Here is a 19363-nt window from a genome sequence, read left to right as displayed (position 1 = left end):
AGGATTACGCAAAAAATGAAACAGCGTTGCACAAAATGCGATAAACTTTTAGCCATTGGCACAGGCAATTTTGCCATTAAATGCCCAAGATGCAAAACCTTGAATCAAATCAATACCCAAACCAAAGAATGCCACGAGCATCATAACCCTTACAATAAGGAAACCTATGAATGCTCAAAACAATCCCCAACCAACCCAATCCACCTCTAACCAACCCACAAACCCAAAATCAAAACCCAGTGTCGGCAGTCTCTTTGCTGGCATTGGCGGATTTGACTTGGGATTTGAGTGGGCAGGTTTTTCAACCAGCTGGCAAGTGGAAATTGACCCCATTTGCCGAGCGGTTTTACAAGACCGCTTCCCCCACGCCAAGCAATTTGATGATGTCCAAACCTGCTTGCCAAAACTCCAAGCCTTGCCAAATGGCGGGGCCGCCCAAGTCATCATTGGCGGTTTCCCCTGTCAAGATGTATCAATGGCAGGAAAACGAGCAGGACTTAACGGCAAACGCACAGGATTGTTCTTTGATGCTATGGACATTGTCCGAGCAATTAAGCCAAGATTTGTCGTGCTTGAAAATGTCACAGGTCTCATCAATTCAAACGATGGCAACGACTTACAAGCAGTCATTGAAACGCTTGCCCAATGCGGGTATGTGGGGTTTTGGCGAGTGCTGGACAGCCGTTATTTCGGAGTCCCCCAAAAACGCCGTCGAGTATTCTTGGTTGCAGGTCTTGGAGAATACCCACCACTTAGCCTTATGGCTGACTTGGGGTCAGTGGAACGCATTTCTGGCAAGACTGAACCGCAATCGGGCTGGGCGGACGCACACCATACGCTACTGGCAGGGGTTGGTTCATCCGCCATCAACATCAATTGTGCCGATATCGTCGCTGTCCCAGACGGACGGGGTGCGATGGCTGTCAGGGAGCGAACGACTGTCGATGATGGGCTTTGCAAAGGATTGGATGAGACCAACGCTGTTGAGGCTAGGGCTGCGGGAAACGCCGTCTGTCCGCAAGTCGCACAGTTTATCGCAAGCCACTTAATGACGGCTTTTAACCCATAATTTAACCAGCATTCCAACCATTTTGAGTGTCTTGAACGCCTAACCATAGGAAAAATCGTTTATGACACTCAATTCATCATCTACCAATACCCCCAAACACCATAAAACCGCTCCATTGCCATTTACAGGGCAAAAGCGAATGTTTTTAAAGCGCTTTGAAAAAATCCTAAAAGACAATATCCCAAATGACGGCGAAGGCTTTACAGTGCTTGATGTCTTTGGTGGTTCTGGACTGCTTGCTCACAACGCCAAGCGTATTTTGCCAAAGGCAACAGTCATTTATAACGACTTTGACGGCTATGCCGAGCGTCTTACCCACATTCCCACCACCAATCGCTTACGTCAAGAGCTGTTTGAAATCTTAAAAGACGAGCCAAGAAGCGTGAAATTATCAAACACCGCCAAAGCCAAAGTCCTAGACCACCTTCGTAAAAGTGCCGACAACGGGACTTTTATTGATGTACAGACGCTGGCAGGTTGGCTGTTGTTTAGTGGACGACAAGTGGGCAATCTTGATGAGTTTTTGGCAGAGTCCACCTTTTATAACCGTGTTGTCAAAACTGACTACGACACCGCAGATGGCTATCTTGACGGACTTAGCCTTGAGTGCCTAGATTTTGAAAAGTTGTTACAAAAATACCAAGACACTCCAAATTGTTTACTGTTGCTTGACCCACCTTATCTATGCACCGCACAGGGGGCTTATGCCAAGCAAGGCTATTTTGGTATGACGAAATTTTTACGGCTGATGCAGTTTGTGCGCCCGCCCTTTATCTTTTTTAGCTCCACCAAAAGCGAGTTGATGGATTATATGGCTTATGTAGAGCAGTACGAGCCACCCACTTGGCAAAGAGTTGGCGAGTTTGAGCGGATTGTTGTCAATGCTCGCATTAACGCACAAATTGGCTATGAGGATAATATTTTGGTTAAGTTTTAAAAAGTGAAAATTCATTGCAAAAAGACTGGACTACGCTCTATGAGTACGGCAGTATGTGCCTTATACATTAACAAGTTAAGAGGTTAAAAATGTTAGATATTCAAGCGATTGCAAACTATGTTCAAGAGTATGGCGTGGTAGATTTTGGGTCAGAACTAGACGATGGCAATGCTTTATGGTTTCGTGGCTCTGATGACCATTTTATCCTAATCGCTCTAAGTGATGATAAAGAGATTGTAATGAGTGTTTGGGATAATGAAGAGTGTGGCGATCTGATTGATGAGATTGAAATTGATAGCATTGATGAGCTTGGTGCTTACCTAGACAAATATGCTCTAACAAACAAGACAGTCACGGACACCACGATGATTGACATCTATGTCAAACTCATCAAAGAAAAGCTGGCGGAAAACAACATTAGCTTAAACTTTGAAGAGTGCAACCAAGCTGAGAGACTCATTATCAGGCACATTGAAGGTGAACTTGCCAAGATTGTGGAATTTTTAAGATAAATCAAAACCTAAAAAAATAAAAATGCCCCAAGCTGTGAAGTTTGGGGTATTTTTATGGAGATTTGTCAAAATGAAATTGTTTTGCACCTAGTGAAAGGAAATCAAAAAGGGATTTATTGCAAAAATGGGCGAGATTTTTCGCGGCGGGCATCATGATGGGCTTGTTTTGTGATGAATTGATGTTAAAAATTGGCATTGATAAGAGATATAATCGTTTAATTTCAAAATACCCCACCAAAGGGCGTGTTCAACACGCCCCTACAAAGGCACTTTTCAAGATTTGACATTGGTGCAAATTGGGGTTAATTTGCCATAATTAAAAGTTTGGAAAATTATCCAAAATTTCTTGTGCAATTATGGTTATCAATCAAACTCAACCCACACAACGTTTTGGTGTTTGTTTTTTATTTAGCGATGTCTGACACCGCCACACCTTATCATCTATTTGATGATAAATTGCCAAATGCCGACCGTTTAAATACCGCACCGGATAACTCGCCCCTGACACCGTTGCCACCACCGCACAATCGGTCTTGGCATAAGGCAGGCTTGCCACCACTTCCACGCTCACCCTTTGGTTGTCGGTAGTAACAGGCAGACCCACAGGGCAAGTGCCAGTTTGCTCATAGATGAGCTCCACTCGCTTGGCAATGGCATTGGTACTGCGATAACTCTCAAAAATCACCGCCTGCTCTTTTTGCATGGCGATAATCGGCACAAATTGTAACACGATAATCGCAAGCAACGTCCCAAACATGGCAAACGCCACGCTAAGCCCCACCATACTGACCCCGCCATGCTCTGCCAGATGTGCCTTTTGGGCGTCTTTGTCAGTAGGATACAGCTCCACCACATCGGCAATCTCACGCCGTGCCATGCGATAATAATACGCGTCCGCCCAGCGTGCCACCATGCCCGACCAAAACAGCCACACCGCCCCAGCTATCATGAGCCGTGTGTACATCTGATAGTCATCGGGCAGTTTACCCACAAATAAAAACTCACACACCGCCAAAATGATGACGATGTTGAGCTTAATAAACGACCACCCTGCCACACAATACACCACGCAGTCCAGATAACGCTTGCGGTATAACAGCCAGCCAAACGTGGTGAAAAACGCCGACCAGTTCCAGCGAGCATGCAGTTTGCCTGCCTTATCAAATTGCCCAAACCGCTTTAAATAATAGCTTTGCGAGCGTGTGCCAATAAACCACTTGTCAAGCTGAATCCGCTCTTTGTCGGATAAGTGGGGCAAATAAAATGGAGGCGGAGTCGTGTCTTCTAAAAATGGCAAACGAAACATAAATTTTGTACTTAACCCATGAATGCTTTATAATAGGCACTATTTTACGCCTTTTTTAGATAATATACCATGACTAATCCAGACCAATCCACCCCAAAAGCCCCCCTTGCCCCTGTTGGGGGCGACCGCCAAACCCCTGACATCTCTCGGGATACCATCAGCCAAGAAATCCAAAACCTAGCTCGCACGCCCACCGAATACAGCCACGCCATCGCCACCTTTATGAGACGGCGAACGCACCTGAGCCAGTATGCCGAGACCGCCCTGACTGACCCTACCTTTGCTCCGTACATCATCAATCACGGTAAGGATTTGGGCAGGTTGGGCGATGTATCTAACATCACCGATTTGCGGGTGTTTTTTAAAGACACGCCAAATGGCGAGAACGCCCCTTTGACCTTAGAAATCGGCTTTGGCATGGGCGACAGCTTGGTAGAAATGGCACAAGCCGAGCCGGCTCGCAACTTTGTCGGCATAGAAGTCCACGAACCAGGCATTGGGCGTACTGCTTATCTATCTCATGAATTGGGACTGACTAATTTAAAGGTGCTAAATGGCGATGCGATTGCCTTATTAAACAATTTACCTAGTGAGCATTTGGACACGGTACAGCTTTATTTTCCCGACCCGTGGCAAAAAAAGCGACATTACAAACGCCGTTTTGTAACGACCGACCGCATGACCTTGGTGGCGAACAAACTAAAAACAGGCGGGATTTTTCACAGTGCGACCGATTGGGAGCATTACGCCTTGTGGATGCTGGAAGTGCTAGATAACATGAGCGAGTTTGAAAACATGGCAGGCAAAGGCAACTTTTCGCCACGTCCTGATTTTCGCCCTGCCACCAAATTTGAAAAACGTGGGGCGGATTATGGGCGTGCGTCTTGGGATTTGCTATATCAAAAGGTGTAATCTAAGGCAATACCGCACTGGGCATACGCTTCATGATAATCCGCTTTTTGTTTTGCAGACGGCGGTTATTGAGATTTTTTTGGTAATATTTGGGATTGGGGAGCATGCTGATGAGCAATGCCGACTGCTCGCGGCTTAGGTTTTTGGCGGATTTGCCATAATAATGCCGTGCCGCCGCCTCAATGCCATAAATCCCCTCGCCAAATTCTGCCACGTTCAGATACACCTCTAAAATCCGCTGTTTGTCCCACATCTGCTCCATCATCACCGTGATAATCGCCTCCTCGCCCTTACGGATATAGGAGCGGTGCGATGTCAAAAATAGATTTTTGGCAAGCTGTTGACTGATGGTTGAGCCACCCATTGACACCGCCCCGCCTGCTTCGTTTGCTTTAATGGCACGCTCAATACCTTCCATGTCAAAGCCATTATGCGTGGCAAATTTGGCGTCTTCACTCGCCACCGCCGCCTGTTTGACTGCTTTGGCGATATCATCATAATCCACCCATACCTGTGTCACTTCGCCCCCCGATAGGCGATGAGCGACCATAAACATGGAGTTACCGACAGGAGCGACTTTCCACACGCCCAGCATGGCGGCGATTAGCAGATGAAAGCTGATGACCAACACCAACAGCGGAGCTATCGCCCATCGCCACAGCCATGCCACCAGTCCCCGTCTTTTGGGTTTGGGGGGTGTTTGTGGGTCGGGACTGGGCCAAGACGGCGTATTTGTGGTTTTTTTAAACATAAGATAAACTAATAATATAAACTTGGGGCGTATTTGCTATAATAAACGCCCTATTTTACACGATTTTTTGCCGCAGGGCATTATTTTTTATGAATAATATTAATTTTATCAAATACTTACAAAAATTAACAAACGACCGCTTTGCCCTGAATGACCTGGCTCATGACGAATACCGCACGTTCCATGCTCTACTATTGGTGACATTTGCAGGCTTAGACAGCCAGCAAATCATCCACGCATCCAACCCTACCACAGATTGGTATCTTTTAGGCACGGATGGCTGTCATCTGTGCCACACCAGCCACGCCCTACTGACCCAAGCCCAAGCCATGTATCCACGCATGCCCGCCATTCATGTGCTTGACCTAGCCGACAGCGAAGAGCTGATTGACCATCTGGGCACACTCATCCCCATTCTTATCACCCCCACCCGCCTGCTGTGCTATCCGTTTGGGATTATGGATATTGTTCATCTTTTACCGAATAATCATCACCGATAAGCATACCAAAAGCACAAATCACACCAATTTTTATAAAATATTTTTATCAATTTTTAAAATTTATCGAAAAAAACAATAAAAATGTGATGATTTGTTAAAATATGTTATTTATTTTTAATGAATTTTTGAGTAAAATAGCACTTTGGCTCATTATTTAGTTAATGAGATTTATTGCCAATAACCATTTTTATATTGTGGTATTTGCTAAATTTTACCAAAATAGGGCTTTGTGATGCATCAATCATCACAAACGATTGTTATTTTGTATGACCCAACAATTTTAATGGATTTTTAAAATTGAAATCATAACACAAATGGGCATACAGTCTTTGTTGGACAAAGGAGTGTATATGCTGACCTTTTTGGCATTATTACCAATTTTAATTGTTTTTACCTTATTGGTCGTCATGCGACTGCCCGCCAAGATTGCCATGCCTGTGGCGTATTTTGCAACCGCTTTGTTGTCATTATTTGTATGGCAAACCTCTGGCAATCAAGTTGCCGCTGCGACCATTCATGGCGTATTAACCGCCGCCAACGTCCTATTCATCGTCTTTGCTGCGGTGTTACTGCTTAATACCCTAAAAGAGAGCGGAGCCATTGTCGCCATCCGCCAAGGCTTTATGGGCATCTCGCCTGACCGCCGTGTACAGATGATTATCGTGGCATGGCTGTTTGGCTCACTCATCGAAGGCTCCACAGGTTGGGGCACGCCATCAGCGGTGGGCGCTCCCCTACTGCTGGCACTCGGCTTTCCTGCAATGGCGTGTGTCATGGCGATTCTTATCATTCAGTCCGCTCCTGTCTCCTATGGAGCAGTAGGCACGCCCATTCTTATCGGCGTGAACTCGGGGCTTGAAAATAAAGAAGACGTCAATGCCGCCATTACCCAACAAGGCACCGCTTTTAGCGATTATATCATCCAAATCGGGGCAAATGTTGGCTTTGTGCATTCAGTGGTGGGTTTTTTGATTCCGCTGATTTTGTGCTGTTTTTTGACCAAATTCTTTGGGGCAAAACGCTCGTTCCGCCAAGGTTTTGAAGTCGCTCCTTTTGCCATTTTTGCTGGTCTGTGCTTTGTTATCCCTTACTATTTAACCGCCAAATTTGTCGGACCCGAACTGCCTTCTTTGGTCGGAGCCGTGGTCGGTCTTGCTATTGTCGTGCCAGCTGCCAAAATGGGCTTTTTGACCCCCAAAAACACCTTTGACTTTGAAAGCCGTGATAAATGGGAAGAAGAATGGAAGGGCACGCTGACCGCCACCAACATTGATGTGAATGAAAAAGCCAAATTCTCTGTGGTCAAAGCGTTCTCGCCTTATCTGCTGGTCATTGGCATTTTAATCGCCACTCGTACCATCAAGCCATTAAAAGACTGGCTAAGCAGTAATGCAGTCATCACATTTAGCAACATCTTAGACACCAGTATCACTAACAAAACACAGCTACTGTACTCGCCTGCGACCGTGCTACTGCTCGTCTCCATTATCTGTATCTTTTTGTTTGGCATGAAAGGCGACACCGTCAAAAAAAGCTGGTCAGCCTCTGGCAAGACCATGATAGCCGCCGCCCCTGCCCTACTGTTCTCCATTCCGATGGTGCAGGTATTCATCAACTCTGGCACGCCTGCTGATGTTGCCGAGCCGATTCTTGCCATGCCAAAAGTACTGGCAGCAGGAGCGGCCGATATGTTTGCAGGAGCATGGCCTCTCTTTGCACCATGGATTGGAGCATTGGGAGCATTCATTGCAGGGTCAAACACCGTCTCTAACATGATGTTTAGCCATTTTCAGTGGAGCACTGCCGCTCAGATTGACCTAGGTGCCAATGACGCCGCCAAAGTGGTCGCCCTGCAAGCCGTGGGTGGTGCCGCTGGTAACATGATTAGCGTGCATAACGTCGTCGCTGCCTGTGCGGTGGTCGGACTGGTGAACCGTGAAGGCTTGGTTATTCGTAAGACACTCATCGCCATGAGTTATTATGTAATACAAGCAGGTCTGGTGGGCATGGCGTTCATCTTTAACCCTGTATGGTGGATTGCGGCAGCATTGTGGGCGATTGCTTTCTTTGCCATCATGACTGTTATCAGCAAGAAAAGCGAGCGAGCTTAGAGCATGATTTAACAAAAGGGGTTTTATAATCCCTTTTGTTATTTTTTATAAATTATTGTAAAATACACCCCATTTTCAAAACTTTAAAAACTAAGGCTGTTTTATGGCAGATTTAAGTAAAATCACCGAAATCGAAGACCTACGCCGTATTGCCGAGCGTAAAGTACCCCGCATGTTCTATGACTATGTGGACTCAGGCTCGTGGACACAGACCACTTATCGCAATAACGAGACCGATTTTGACCGCATCAAGCTACGCCAACGTGTGCTGGTGGACATGGAAGGTCGTTCGCTTGCCACACAAATGATAGGGCAAGACGTGCATATGCCCGTGGCAATCGCCCCAACAGGCTTTACAGGCATGATGTGGGCAGACGGTGAGATTCACGCCGCTCGTGCTGCTGAGAAATTTGGCATTCCTTTTTCGCTCTCAACGATGAGTATTTGTTCTATTGAAGATGTCGCAGAGAACACCACCAAGCCGTTTTGGTTTCAGTTGTATGTCATGCGTGATAAAAAATTCATGGAAAATCTGATTCGCCGTGCCAAAGAAGCCAAATGCTCTGCTCTTATCCTAACAGCCGACTTACAGGTGCTAGGACAACGCCACAAAGACATCAAAAACGGTCTGTCTGCACCGCCCAAGCCGACCTTAAAGAATATTCTTAACCTTATGACCAAACCTGAATGGTGTTTTAATATGCTGGGTACCAAACGCCATACCTTTCGCAACATTGTCGGTCATGCCGAAGGGGTGGGCGATTTGTCTAGCCTATCATCTTGGACGGCAGAGCAGTTTGACCCAAGCTTAAACTGGGACGATGTCGCTCGTATCAAAGAGCTGTGGGGCGGCCCGCTCATCATCAAAGGCATCATGGAGCCCGAAGACGCCATTTTGGCTGCCAAATCAGGGGCGGACGCCATGGTCATCTCCAACCACGGCGGTCGTCAGCTGGACGGAGCCCCAAGCTCTATCGCTAGCCTTGCCGACTGTGTGCAAGCGGTACAAGCAGAAAACTCAAAATGCGAAATCTGGCTAGACAGTGGTATCCGCTCAGGTCAAGACGTGCTAAAAGCCATCGCACTAGGAGCAAAAGGCACAATGATAGGTCGCTCATTTTTGTACGGCTTGGGGGCGTATGGCGAAGATGGCGTTCGCCGTGCCTTAGAGATTATCTACAAAGAATGCGACATCACGATGGCGTTCTGCGGTCATACCAACATCAGCACCGTCAATGAAGACATCTTTGTCAAAGGCACTTACGAGAATCTCAAAGCCAGTAACCCCCATGTTACGCCAATTCGTTGGTAAAAACACAAAACCACGTCTTAGGACGTGGTTTTTTACTGATGCATTTACCTATGGCAAACCCATACAGTTCATTGAACCATCCATCAAAACTGCGCCCACGTCCCACTTTTCATGTGTAGCACCCTATCAGCTCGTGCCGCCAATGCCCTGTCGTGTGTGACCATGAGTAGTGCCATGCCAAGCGTATCTTGTAGCTCTGAGAGTAGCTCAAACACCGCCAAGGCGTTATCATCATCTAGGTTGCCCGTTGGCTCATCAGCCAACACCAAACTCGGGCGTGTCACCAACGCACGGGCAATCGCTACACGCTGACGCTCACCGCCTGACAACTCGCTTGGGCGGTGGTGGGTACGGTGCGACAGACCGACACGGTCTAGCAGTTCATTTGCCCTATCTTTTGCTTCGTTAATACTGACATCAGCACGCATGAGCAGGGGCATGGCGACATTTTCGGTGGCACTAAACTCCGCCAGTAGATGATGAAACTGATAAATAAAACCCAAATGCTCATTACGCATCTGCCCACGTGCCGTCTCATTTAGATGATTTAGGCACACGCCTTTGAGCCACACTTCGCCTGTGGTCGGTATATCCAAGCCCCCCAATAAGTGCAACAGCGTGCTTTTGCCCGAACCGCTACTACCAACGATGGCAACACGTTCGCCTTGATGAACGGTTAAATCAAGCCCTGTCAGTACAGATGTTTGAATTTTGCCTTCGTCATAGATTTTGCTGATATTTTTTGCCTCTAAAATAATACTCATCTAATTTCCTTATTCATAACGCAAGGTTTGGGCGGGCTGAATTTTTGACGCACGCAAAGCAGGATAAATAGTCATGACAAATGACAATAAAAATGATGCGGACGTGATAAGCAGTACATCACTCACCTTTACTTGTGATGGCAGATAATTGACAAAATACGCATCAAACAAATGCAGTCCAAAGAAATTATTAATAAAACCTAAAATATCACTCACCGTCAAAGCAAAAGTTATGCCCAATATCGTCCCTGCTATCGTACCAATCACGCCAATAATCATGCCTTGCACCATAAAGACTTGCATGATAAGCTTAGGACTTGCCCCAAAGGTCTTTAAAATGGCAATGTCAGATTTTTTATCCGTCACAAGCATTACAAGGCTAGACACGATATTAAAAGCCGCCACCACAATGATTAAAAAAAGCAGTAGTCCCACCATGGCTTTTTCCATTTGAATAGCGGAGAATAGATTGCCGTGCGTGCTTGTCCAGTCATTAGCAATCAAACGCTCAGGAGCGATGTTCTGTGCTTTTAGTGCCGCTTGGGGGGCTTTAAAAATATCATTCATTTTTAGGCGAATGCCCTGAGCCCCCTCGGGCAGACGCAGTAGCACGCCTGCATCACGCATGGCAACATACGCCATGGTGCTGTCAATCTCAGGGCTGATGCTAAACGTCCCCACAAGGGTAAAACGCTTAAATCTAGGAACAACACCCGCCACCGATACCGATGCCTCGGGCATTACCAAGGTTACCTTATCGCCCATCATCAGTCCCATAGATTGCACCATGCTCTCACCCAAGACAATACCAAACTCCCCCGCCCTTAATACATGGATGTCACCTTGCACCATATGTTCGCCAATGATGGACACTTTGGTTTCATACTCAGGCTCAATACCTGTTACCATAATCCCCGCCACCTGTCCGTGAGCGGTTAGCATGCCTTGCAATCCGATAAATGGAGCGGTTGCCACGACATTTTTGTCATTCTCTTCAATCTTTTTGGCAAGTGTTTGCCAATCAGGCATAATCTCATAAGAGCTGACATTTGCCTGTGACACCATGCCCAAAATGCGGGTTTTTAACTCCCTATCAAAACCATTCATCACCGACAAAACAGTAATAAGCACCGCCACACCAAGGGTTAGCCCAATCATTGAGATGAGTGAGATAAAGGAGATAAAGCCATTTTTACGCTCAGCTCGGGTGTATCTTAACCCGATAAATAAAGCAAGGGGACGAAACATAAATGGGGATTGCCTTTTAAAATTTGACGCCATAGTTTACACCATTTTGGCATACTTTTGGGGATTTTGTCGTTCATGATGATAAATTTTATCCAAATCAGTAGGATAAGATGACTTGATTTTTTAAAATTCCCCCTTATAAAGATGGGGTATTTATTCATATGGAACTCCCATGAGCATTCGCTACGACTACAAATATGAAGTGCCACCCCAAAAGATAGACTTGCCTTGCGACAAAAATGCAGGACATGGCGATCATTGGGCGATTTTAACTAACAACATTGCCGATGACGTGCCAGATTGGCTCCAAGCCATGTTAGAGACCGCCACTCTGCCTGCTGGTTTGACCGTGGGGCGTACTGATCATAAGACCCTTTTACTCGGACAAGACGCTCCTTGTCACATCAAGCAAATCCTTGCCATGGATAACGGCAAGCCCACCGCCTTTATCAATGCCTATCCTGCGGTGCATAGCCCTTATGGCGTGAACTGTCAGATTGAGCGAGTGATTCGCTGTGAGCGTACCGCTGACGCCATTTTACGCCTTAGAACCGCCGATGGCACAACCATCTACGCCTTTGACCAGCTCTACGCCATCAATCGCCACGAGTACAAAACCCCAAAAAATTACTTTGCTAATTTTAGTGCATGGGCGTACAACATTGAACCAAGCAACAAAGATGAGACGCTACTGGTCAAAAACCCAAAAGCCATTCACTATCATCGTGCCTTTAATGACATCGTGACGGATAATGGTGGCATAGTGCCTGATGACATTGATGAGCAAATAAAAACATGGACACCCAAAGACGGCGATGAAAACACACCCCTTGCCCCTGTAGAAATTAACTTTGGGGAGAGCTGTATTTATCTGTTTGGCGACACCTTCGGGCAAGAAGATGAAGCATGGTGCCAAGGTCAGGTATTGGGCATAAGCCATACTGAATTTTTTGGCGTGCCTATCACGCTCTTTGATGTGGCAATTTTACGTGAACCCAATGCCGAAGCCTTTGTGGTGCGTATCGCTGCCGTCAGCAATGAGCAAAACCGTCAGATTCAAGTGCAAGACTACATTCAAGCAAACATCTGGCTACAAGTGGCAATCTATGCCGAAAACCAACAAAGGCAATCTCACATCTAGCGATATTGATGGCGTATTTGCCAAGCCCCACTCATCATCTTGACCATAATTTTCACGTATTATATCAATGACCATCTATGTCAAGTCACAATTTTAAAAGCCATTTTTAAACAACACCTTTGCTCATCACTTAACTTTATGAAAAAAGTCCGCAACCCAACACAGATTGCGGACTTTTTTGATGACAAAATCAAGGAGTTACTTGCACAGGCTCACTATCATCAGCAGGGGTGATGGTGGTTGATCCCGATGGGTCAGTGGCAGGCATACTGGTCGCCTGTGCATCATTGGTCGTGGCAAGCTTCGTTGCCACACCACCTACATTTGATGGCTCTACCACACTGATATTATTAGGCTCAGGCTGTACAAGCTCTGGGCTAGTGACAGTATTAACCCCTTTGATTTGGGCATTTGCCAACTGCTCATGGGTGGCAAGACTTGCTGTCTGCATGGCTTCACGCTGTTTATTAAAGTTTGTAATCTGCTCAGCCGAGAGCGTCGCTCCCCCACCTAATACTTGATAAAGCTCAATCTGACTTAGAATTTTTTGTAATTCCAAATTCAAAATACTTTGTTGATTGGCAAAAAGCGAACGCTCAGCATCTAGCACATTAAGATAATTATCAAGCCCCGAGCGAAAACGTGCGTGGGCAATGTTATAGGTTTCTTGATAATTTTTTTGTAGGCGATACTGTGAATTTAGCTGATGTTCCATGGTGGCACGGGTAGCAAGCACATCAGAGACTTCTTTAAATGCCGTTTGAATGGTTTTTTCATAATTCACCAAGGCTTGCTTTTGACCGATTTGTGCGACTTCATAATTAGCACGTCTGTATCCTGCATCAAAAATTGGCAGGCTAATAGACGGACCCACCGACCAACTAAACGTCCCTGATTTGAACAAATCCCCCAAATCAGTGGAGCCATAGCCGATGTTGCTTGATAGTCTAATGCTAGGAAAATAAGCAGCACGAGCCACATTGATGTTCGCTCCTGCTGCTTTTAGGCGATGTTCAGCTTGGACAATGTCAGGGCGATAGTATAACAACTCACTGGGCAGACCCGTACTAAATAGACTTTGCGTGGTGATGTTATTTACGCCTAAATCAGGCAATAGCTCCACAGGTATCGGGGTTCCCAATAATAACTGCAAGGCATTTTTTGTTTTTAAGATATTGGTATCCGCCTGATAGACTGCCAATTTGGCAGATTCTAGCGACGCTTCGGCTTGCAGACTGGTTGATTTGGCATCAATGCCCGCCTCAAAACGCTTATTGTTAATGAACAGTGAATGCTCACGAGTTTTTAACGTTTCTAGGGCGAGCTGACGTTGTGCCATGGCATAGCTAAGATTGACATAGCCTTGGGCGATTGCTGAGATGATAGAAATTTGAGCAGCGTCTTTGGCAGAATTTTGTGCCAGATAGTCATGTAGTGCTGCTTCTTTGGCACTAGCAACCCGACCCCACAAATCAAGCTCATAACTTGACAGGGCAAGTCCAACATTATAATTGGTGCTAGGATTTCTATCACGAGCATCTGCCCCACGAGTTGCCCCGCCCGATACGCCAATATTGGGGTAGGCATTGGCATTGGTGATCTGATACTGAGCCCTGGCACTTTGCACCGCCAAGATGGCTGATTGTAAGTCTTTATTGTGAGTCAGACCCATTTCAATCAAAGCTTTTAATTTAGGGTCGGCATAAAAATCTTGCCAACGCATGCCTGCCAAGCTTGGTGCCTCAGGCGTGCTGATGGTTGTATCAACATCAAGCACTTCATAAGGCAACTCTACAGGCACTTTTGGCTGAGCCAGTACACTTTGTGATTTTTGGGGAATGGTACTACACGCAGTCATGAACAAGGCAAGCGTGCTTAGCATGAACACACGTGATGTTTTTATGTTATTTTTCATAATATCTCTCTTTAACCAAATTAGCCCAAATCATGTCATGATACACAATGCAGGCTAATTTGGCAATGTCTTCCTATTGGTTGCCACGCTTAGGCGTTATGAACGTCCGCATTCGTTGTCTTTTTGTATTTGTATGGGAAAATCGAACGCACCCATACATAGAACATCGGAATAAAGAACACGCCCAAGAAAGTCGCCGTGATAACGCCACCGACCACACTCGTACCAACAGCGTTTTGGCTGCCAGAGCCTGCCCCTGTGGCAATCATCAGTGGTACCACACCAATACCAAAAGCAAGCGATGTCATGATAATCGGACGCAGTCGCATACGAGCTGCTGTCATGACCGACTCTTTTAAGGATTTGCCCGACTCTTGGATTTCTTTGGCAAATTCAATAATCAAAATGGCGTTTTTGGCGGACAGACCGATGACCGTCAATAGACCCACCTGTAAGTACACGTCATTGGCAAAGCCACGCAGCATGGTAAAGATGACCGCACCGACAACCCCCAGCGGAATCACCAACATGACCGAGAATGGAATCGACCAGCTCTCATACAACGCCGCCAAACATAGGAATACCACCAGCATGGAGATGATATAAAGTGGCAATGCTTGACCGCCTGATTTACGCTCTTCTAGTGACAGACCTGTCCATTCATAACCAATACCCTCAGGCAGTTGTGCAATCATCTCTTCCATGGCAAGCATGGCATCACCGGTACTCTTGCCAGGGGCGGCAGCACCTTGAACATTTAGTGATGACAGACCATTATAGCGGTTTAAGCCAGGGCTACCAAACTGCCATTCGCTGTCTGAGAATGCCCCAAAGCTAATCATCTGTCCCTCGGCATTACGCACGTGCCATTTGCTGATGTCCTCAGGCGTGGCACGGCTGTCAGGATTACCTTGCATGTACACCTTTTTGATACGACCACGGTCAATAAAGTCATTAACATAGCTGCCGCCAAAGGCTTGGGCAAGCGTGGCATTGACAGTTGCCATATTTAGGTTATAGGCAGCTGCTTGCTCTTGGTTGATGTTGACTTTGAGCTTAGGAGCATCTTCTTGACCATTGGGACGGACACCTGCCACAGTTGGATTTTGAGTAGACATGCCAAGTAGCATATTACGTGCCTCTAACAACTTCTCATGACCCACACCACCGATGTCTTGGAGTTGTAAATCAAAGCCACTGGCATTACCAAAGCCTTGAATCGCAGGTGGGGCAATTGGATACACAAGTGTCGCCTCTGGAATCATGACATTAAGCGCCATGGCACGCCCTGCAATCGCCTGTGCCACGCTCTCATCCGAGGTACGCTCACTCCAATCTTTTAATTTAACAAATGCCAAACCCGCATTTTGACCACTTGCCCCAAAGCTAAACCCTGAGATGGTAAAGACCGACTCTACGTTATCCGCCTCTTGTTCACGAAAGTAGCCACCCACCTTTTCCATGACCGCAGCAGTTTGATCAAGCGTCGAACCTGCTGGCAGCTGCACCAATGTCATCAGCATACCTTGGTCTTCTTCTGGTACAAATGAGCTTGGCAAACGCACAAAAATCAGTGCCAATACCGCAATCACACCTGCATAGGCGATGGCAAAGAACCATTTGGCATTAAAGGTTTTACCGACAAAGTTCTCGTAACTGCGACTGGCTTTAAAGAAAAAGCGGTTAAACCAACCAAAAAAGCCTTTTTGGGCATGAATGTCTTTATGAGCTTGACGTTTTAGAATAGTCACACATAAAGCAGGGGTAAACACCAATGCAATCACTGCCGACAGCGACATACTGGTGATAAGAGTTGCAGCAAACTGACGATAAATCACCCCAGATGAACCACCAAAGAAAATCATCGGTACAAATACCACTGACAGAATCAAGGCAATACCAATAACCACCTTACTAATCTCGCCCATCGACTGAATGGTTGCATCTTTGACCGAGATATTCGGGTCTTCTTCTAAGATACGCTCGACGTTCTCCACAACAACAATGGCGTCATCGACAAGCAGACCGATGGCGAGCACCATCGCAAACATGGTCAAAATATTAATGGTAAAACCAAAAAACAGCAGTACCGCAAACGTTCCTAGGATAACCACAGGCACGGCAAGTGTGGGAATGATGGTCGCACGCCAGTTCTGCAAGAATAAGAACATGACTAAGAATACCAACACAATCGCCTCTAATAGCGTCATCACCACCTGCTTGATGGATAACTTCACAAATGGTGTGGTATCATAAGGCACGACAATTTTTAAACCCTTGGGAAAACCTTGTGATAACTCATCAAGCCTTTGTTGTACCGCTTCACGCACTTCTAAGGCATTGGCACCAGAGGCGAGCATGATACCCAAACCCGCGGCTTCTTGTCCATTATAGAGGGTTTTTACCGCATAACTCTCTGAACCCAGCTCAATATCCGCCACATCTCGTAGATAGACTTTCGCCCCTGACGTGTCAGTTTTGACCAAAATGTTACCAAATTCTTCAGGTGTTTGTAAAAAGCTCTGCACACTTACAGTAGCATTAATCACTTGGCGGTCAAGGTCAGTTGGCAAATTGGCAAGCTGACCTGCTGACACCTGCACGTTTTGCGACTGTATCGCTGCTGAGATGTCAGACGGCATGAGCGAATAAGATGATAATCTGGCAGGGTCTAGCCAAATCCTCATGGCATAAGGCGAGCCAAACACATTGATAGAACCCACACCATTGACACGGCTTAGACTGTCTACCACGTTTGAGTTGATGTAGTCAGCAATGTCCGACTGGGTCATACTGCCATCTTCTGAGATAAAAGACGCCACCATCAAGAAACTACTGCTCGACTTGTTTACCGACACGCCTTGACGCTGTACGTCAGTAGGCAGGGAACTGGTCGCTGCTTGCAGTTTGTTTTGCACCTGCACCTGTGCGGTGTCTGGATTGACCCCATTTTCAAAGGTAAGCGTAACAGACGCTGAACCATTGGCTGATGAACTTGATGACATATACATGAGTCCATCAAGCCCTTTCATCTGCTGTTCAATGACCTGCGTTACGGTGTTTTCCACTGTTTCGGCATCAGCGCCTGGATAGACAGCACTGACCGACACCGTTGGCGGGGCAATCTGTGGGTACTGCTCAATGGGCAAACTGCGTACCGCAATAATACCCACAAGCATAATCAAAATAGCAATGACCCACGCAAAAATGGGTCGTTCAATAAAATACTTTGACATCACCTACCCCTATTGTGCCACTTCATCAGCAGCATCTGCCATCGCTTGGGCTTCTGCTTGTTCAGCACCATCATCTGTCGGTGCTTGGTTTTGAGTAGGAGCTGTTGGTGCCTGTTGCTCTTGCTGTCCTTGCTGACTGGTTTTGTTTTGTTGTGGAGCTTGGCTTGGGGCTTGGTTAGGATTCTGTACAGGTCCTTGGGCAGGGGCTTGACCTACTCCTTGGGGATTTTGACCATTTGGTGAGTATGGACGTGTCTCAACCGCCTGCTCAGGCTTAACCTTAGCACCGCCAACCACAACAACATTATCACCATTGGTCAGACCATCGGTTACTACCCATTGACCTTGGAACGTGCCTGCGGTCTTGACATTACGCACTTCAATTTGTTTGTTTTGATTGACCACATAGACCTGAGTTTCGCCTTTGGGTGTGCGAATGATGGCAGTTTGGGGCAGTAGCATGGCGTTATGCACCACTGACTGGGCCAGGTTGGCATTGACATACATTCCTGGGATAAGCAGTCCGTCAGGGTTCGGGAACACCGCTCTTAGCTTAACCGCTCCTGTCGCCTCATCCACGCTGGCATCTGAGAGTGCCAAACGTCCGATGAGCGGATAGGTCTCGCCATCTTCTAGAACGATTTGCACTTCTGTTGAGCCCTCACTGGCTTGCCCGCTTGCCATCTGCTGACGCAGTCTTAGTAACTCTGATGATGACTGGCTGATGTCCACATACACCATGTCAGTGCGTGAGATGGTCGCCAGTGGTGTGGCTTGACTGGCGGAGACCAATGCCCCTGCGGTGACTGCCGATATGCCAATCTTACCACTAATCGGAGCTCGAATGATGGTACGGCTCATGTCAAGCTGACTGGCATCACGGTTTGCCTTGGCGCTGTTGATTGACGCATTGGCTTGATTGACCGTTGCTTTGGCAGCCTCAACATTTGCCTGTGCGGTTCTCACGGCGGTCTTATGCTGGTCATACAGCTGTTTTGATACCGCATCGATACCCACCAAGCTCTCAACACGAGCCAAATCTGCCCGAGCTTGGGCAAGGGTCGCCTCTTGGGCGGCAAGACTGGCTCTGGCACTAATCAAGCTTGCCTCCGCTGTCTGAATGGCAGCGATACTACTGTTAGCAGCACTGATATAATTATCACGGTTTAGGCGGTACAGCTCTTGCCCTGCCTTGACGTAACTGCCCTCTTGGAAAGCAACAGACTCAATAATACCCGTCACCTGTGGACGCACCTCGGATGTCTCAACCGCTGTCACACGCCCTGAGAAGGACTTGACCACGGGTATTGAACGTAGCGACACCGTCTGCACTTCTACGGTCGCTGGGGGCATTTGCTGAGCAGCACCTGCCCCCGCTCCTGCACCGCCTGCCCCTTGGTCGTTTTTACCACAGCCCACTAGGGCGATGGTCGCCACAAGCACAGAGAATGTTAATACTTTTAAATTAAATTTCATAAATACCTGCTTACTATAAATATTTTAAAGTAATCATAAAAAGAGTTTTAGGGTTTTACTTTTTTGATTACACGCTTTTATAGATTTTCAATAATTCATATTTATGATATTATTCATGTTATATGATATTATAATGAAAATTAACCAATAAAAGTAAAACGCTAAAGCCATTG

16 protein-coding genes are annotated in these 19363 nt (G+C 46.6%); 9 read left to right on the top strand and 7 right to left on the bottom strand.

The features are described from left to right. The first annotated feature begins 15 nt into the window (after nucleotides 1-15). The 4 genes from DX073_RS10915 (at nucleotide 16) to DX073_RS10900 (ending at nucleotide 2518) form a co-directional block, all read left to right on the top strand. On the top strand, nucleotides 16-210 hold the full coding sequence (locus DX073_RS10915) for a Com family DNA-binding transcriptional regulator (RefSeq protein ID WP_115008070.1): 195 nt from the start codon (nucleotides 16-18) through the stop codon (nucleotides 208-210). Beyond that, entirely contained in the window at nucleotides 167-1069 is a 903-nt protein-coding gene (locus DX073_RS10910; protein WP_115008069.1) for a DNA cytosine methyltransferase, read from the top strand. Before DX073_RS10915 ends, DX073_RS10910 begins: the two co-directional genes overlap by 44 nt. Before the next feature lie 61 nt (nucleotides 1070-1130). After that, entirely contained in the window at nucleotides 1131-2006 is an 876-nt protein-coding gene (locus DX073_RS10905; protein ID WP_258556937.1) for a DNA adenine methylase, read from the top strand. Between the two features lie 89 nt (nucleotides 2007-2095). Next, nucleotides 2096-2518: a hypothetical protein gene (locus tag DX073_RS10900; protein WP_115008068.1), complete on the top strand. Its 423-nt coding sequence runs from the start codon at nucleotides 2096-2098 to the stop codon at nucleotides 2516-2518. Nucleotides 2519-2891: 373 nt separating this feature from the next. Here the strand turns inward: DX073_RS10900 and DX073_RS10895 are convergent, their stop codons facing one another. After that, complete coding sequence (locus DX073_RS10895; protein WP_115008067.1) at nucleotides 2892-3824, bottom strand: DUF2628 domain-containing protein; 933 nt, start codon at nucleotides 3822-3824, stop codon at nucleotides 2892-2894. Between the two features lie 69 nt (nucleotides 3825-3893). On the opposite strand from DX073_RS10895, the gene trmB reads away from it, so the two are divergent. After that, a complete protein-coding gene (trmB, locus tag DX073_RS10890) occupies nucleotides 3894-4736 on the top strand; it encodes a tRNA (guanosine(46)-N7)-methyltransferase TrmB (protein ID WP_115008066.1) in 843 nt (280 codons plus the stop codon). A gap of 1 nt (nucleotide 4737) precedes the next feature. Here trmB and mtgA read toward each other — a convergent pair whose 3' ends face one another. After that, on the bottom strand, nucleotides 4738-5409 hold the full coding sequence (gene mtgA, locus DX073_RS10885; protein ID WP_258556952.1) for a monofunctional biosynthetic peptidoglycan transglycosylase: 672 nt from the start codon (nucleotides 5407-5409) through the stop codon (nucleotides 4738-4740). A gap of 167 nt (nucleotides 5410-5576) precedes the next feature. On the opposite strand from mtgA, the gene DX073_RS10880 reads away from it, so the two are divergent. The 3 genes from DX073_RS10880 to DX073_RS10870 all read left to right on the top strand — a co-directional run bounded on the left by DX073_RS10880 (nucleotide 5577) and on the right by DX073_RS10870 (nucleotide 9410). Beyond that, nucleotides 5577-5987, top strand: coding sequence for a thioredoxin domain-containing protein (locus DX073_RS10880; RefSeq protein WP_115008064.1), 411 nt, complete (start codon nucleotides 5577-5579; stop codon nucleotides 5985-5987). A gap of 350 nt (nucleotides 5988-6337) precedes the next feature. Then, entirely contained in the window at nucleotides 6338-8098 is a 1761-nt protein-coding gene (locus tag DX073_RS10875; RefSeq protein ID WP_115008063.1) for an L-lactate permease, read from the top strand. A gap of 103 nt (nucleotides 8099-8201) precedes the next feature. Further along, complete coding sequence (locus DX073_RS10870) at nucleotides 8202-9410, top strand: alpha-hydroxy acid oxidase (RefSeq protein ID WP_115008062.1); 1209 nt, start codon at nucleotides 8202-8204, stop codon at nucleotides 9408-9410. An 83-nt stretch (nucleotides 9411-9493) separates the two neighbouring features. On the opposite strand, the gene lolD is transcribed toward DX073_RS10870, so the two are convergent. Both lolD and DX073_RS10860 read right to left on the bottom strand, forming a co-directional pair. Continuing rightward, the gene (gene lolD / locus DX073_RS10865; protein ID WP_115008061.1) at nucleotides 9494-10174 is read right to left on the bottom strand and encodes a lipoprotein-releasing ABC transporter ATP-binding protein LolD; all 681 of its coding nucleotides are present in this window, start codon (nucleotides 10172-10174) and stop codon (nucleotides 9494-9496) included. Between the two features lie 9 nt (nucleotides 10175-10183). Beyond that, nucleotides 10184-11422 (bottom strand): lipoprotein-releasing ABC transporter permease subunit, encoded by a 1239-nt coding sequence (locus DX073_RS10860; RefSeq protein ID WP_115008344.1) that lies wholly within the window; start codon nucleotides 11420-11422, stop codon nucleotides 10184-10186. 172 nt (nucleotides 11423-11594) lie between these two features. Here DX073_RS10860 and DX073_RS10855 point away from each other — a divergent pair, with 172 nt between their 5' ends. Then, on the top strand, nucleotides 11595-12563 hold the full coding sequence (locus DX073_RS10855; RefSeq protein ID WP_115008060.1) for a hypothetical protein: 969 nt from the start codon (nucleotides 11595-11597) through the stop codon (nucleotides 12561-12563). A 190-nt stretch (nucleotides 12564-12753) separates the two neighbouring features. Here the strand turns inward: DX073_RS10855 and DX073_RS10850 are convergent, their stop codons facing one another. The 3 genes from DX073_RS10850 to DX073_RS10840 all read right to left on the bottom strand — a co-directional run bounded on the left by DX073_RS10850 (nucleotide 12754) and on the right by DX073_RS10840 (nucleotide 19190). Continuing rightward, the gene (locus tag DX073_RS10850; protein ID WP_115008059.1) at nucleotides 12754-14478 is read right to left on the bottom strand and encodes an efflux transporter outer membrane subunit; all 1725 of its coding nucleotides are present in this window, start codon (nucleotides 14476-14478) and stop codon (nucleotides 12754-12756) included. Nucleotides 14479-14567: 89 nt separating this feature from the next. Beyond that, entirely contained in the window at nucleotides 14568-17714 is a 3147-nt protein-coding gene (locus DX073_RS10845; protein ID WP_115008058.1) for an efflux RND transporter permease subunit, read from the bottom strand. Between the two features lie 9 nt (nucleotides 17715-17723). Beyond that, the gene (locus DX073_RS10840; RefSeq protein WP_115008057.1) at nucleotides 17724-19190 is read right to left on the bottom strand and encodes an efflux RND transporter periplasmic adaptor subunit; all 1467 of its coding nucleotides are present in this window, start codon (nucleotides 19188-19190) and stop codon (nucleotides 17724-17726) included. Nucleotides 19191-19363: the final 173 nt, after the last annotated feature.

Origin of the sequence: Moraxella lacunata (genome assembly GCF_900453205.1) — a bacterium.
In the GTDB taxonomy this organism is placed as follows: domain Bacteria; phylum Pseudomonadota; class Gammaproteobacteria; order Pseudomonadales; family Moraxellaceae; genus Moraxella; species Moraxella lacunata_B.
The sequence above is the reverse complement of the archived record's forward strand: the minus strand, read 5'-3'. Positions and strand labels throughout refer to the sequence as shown.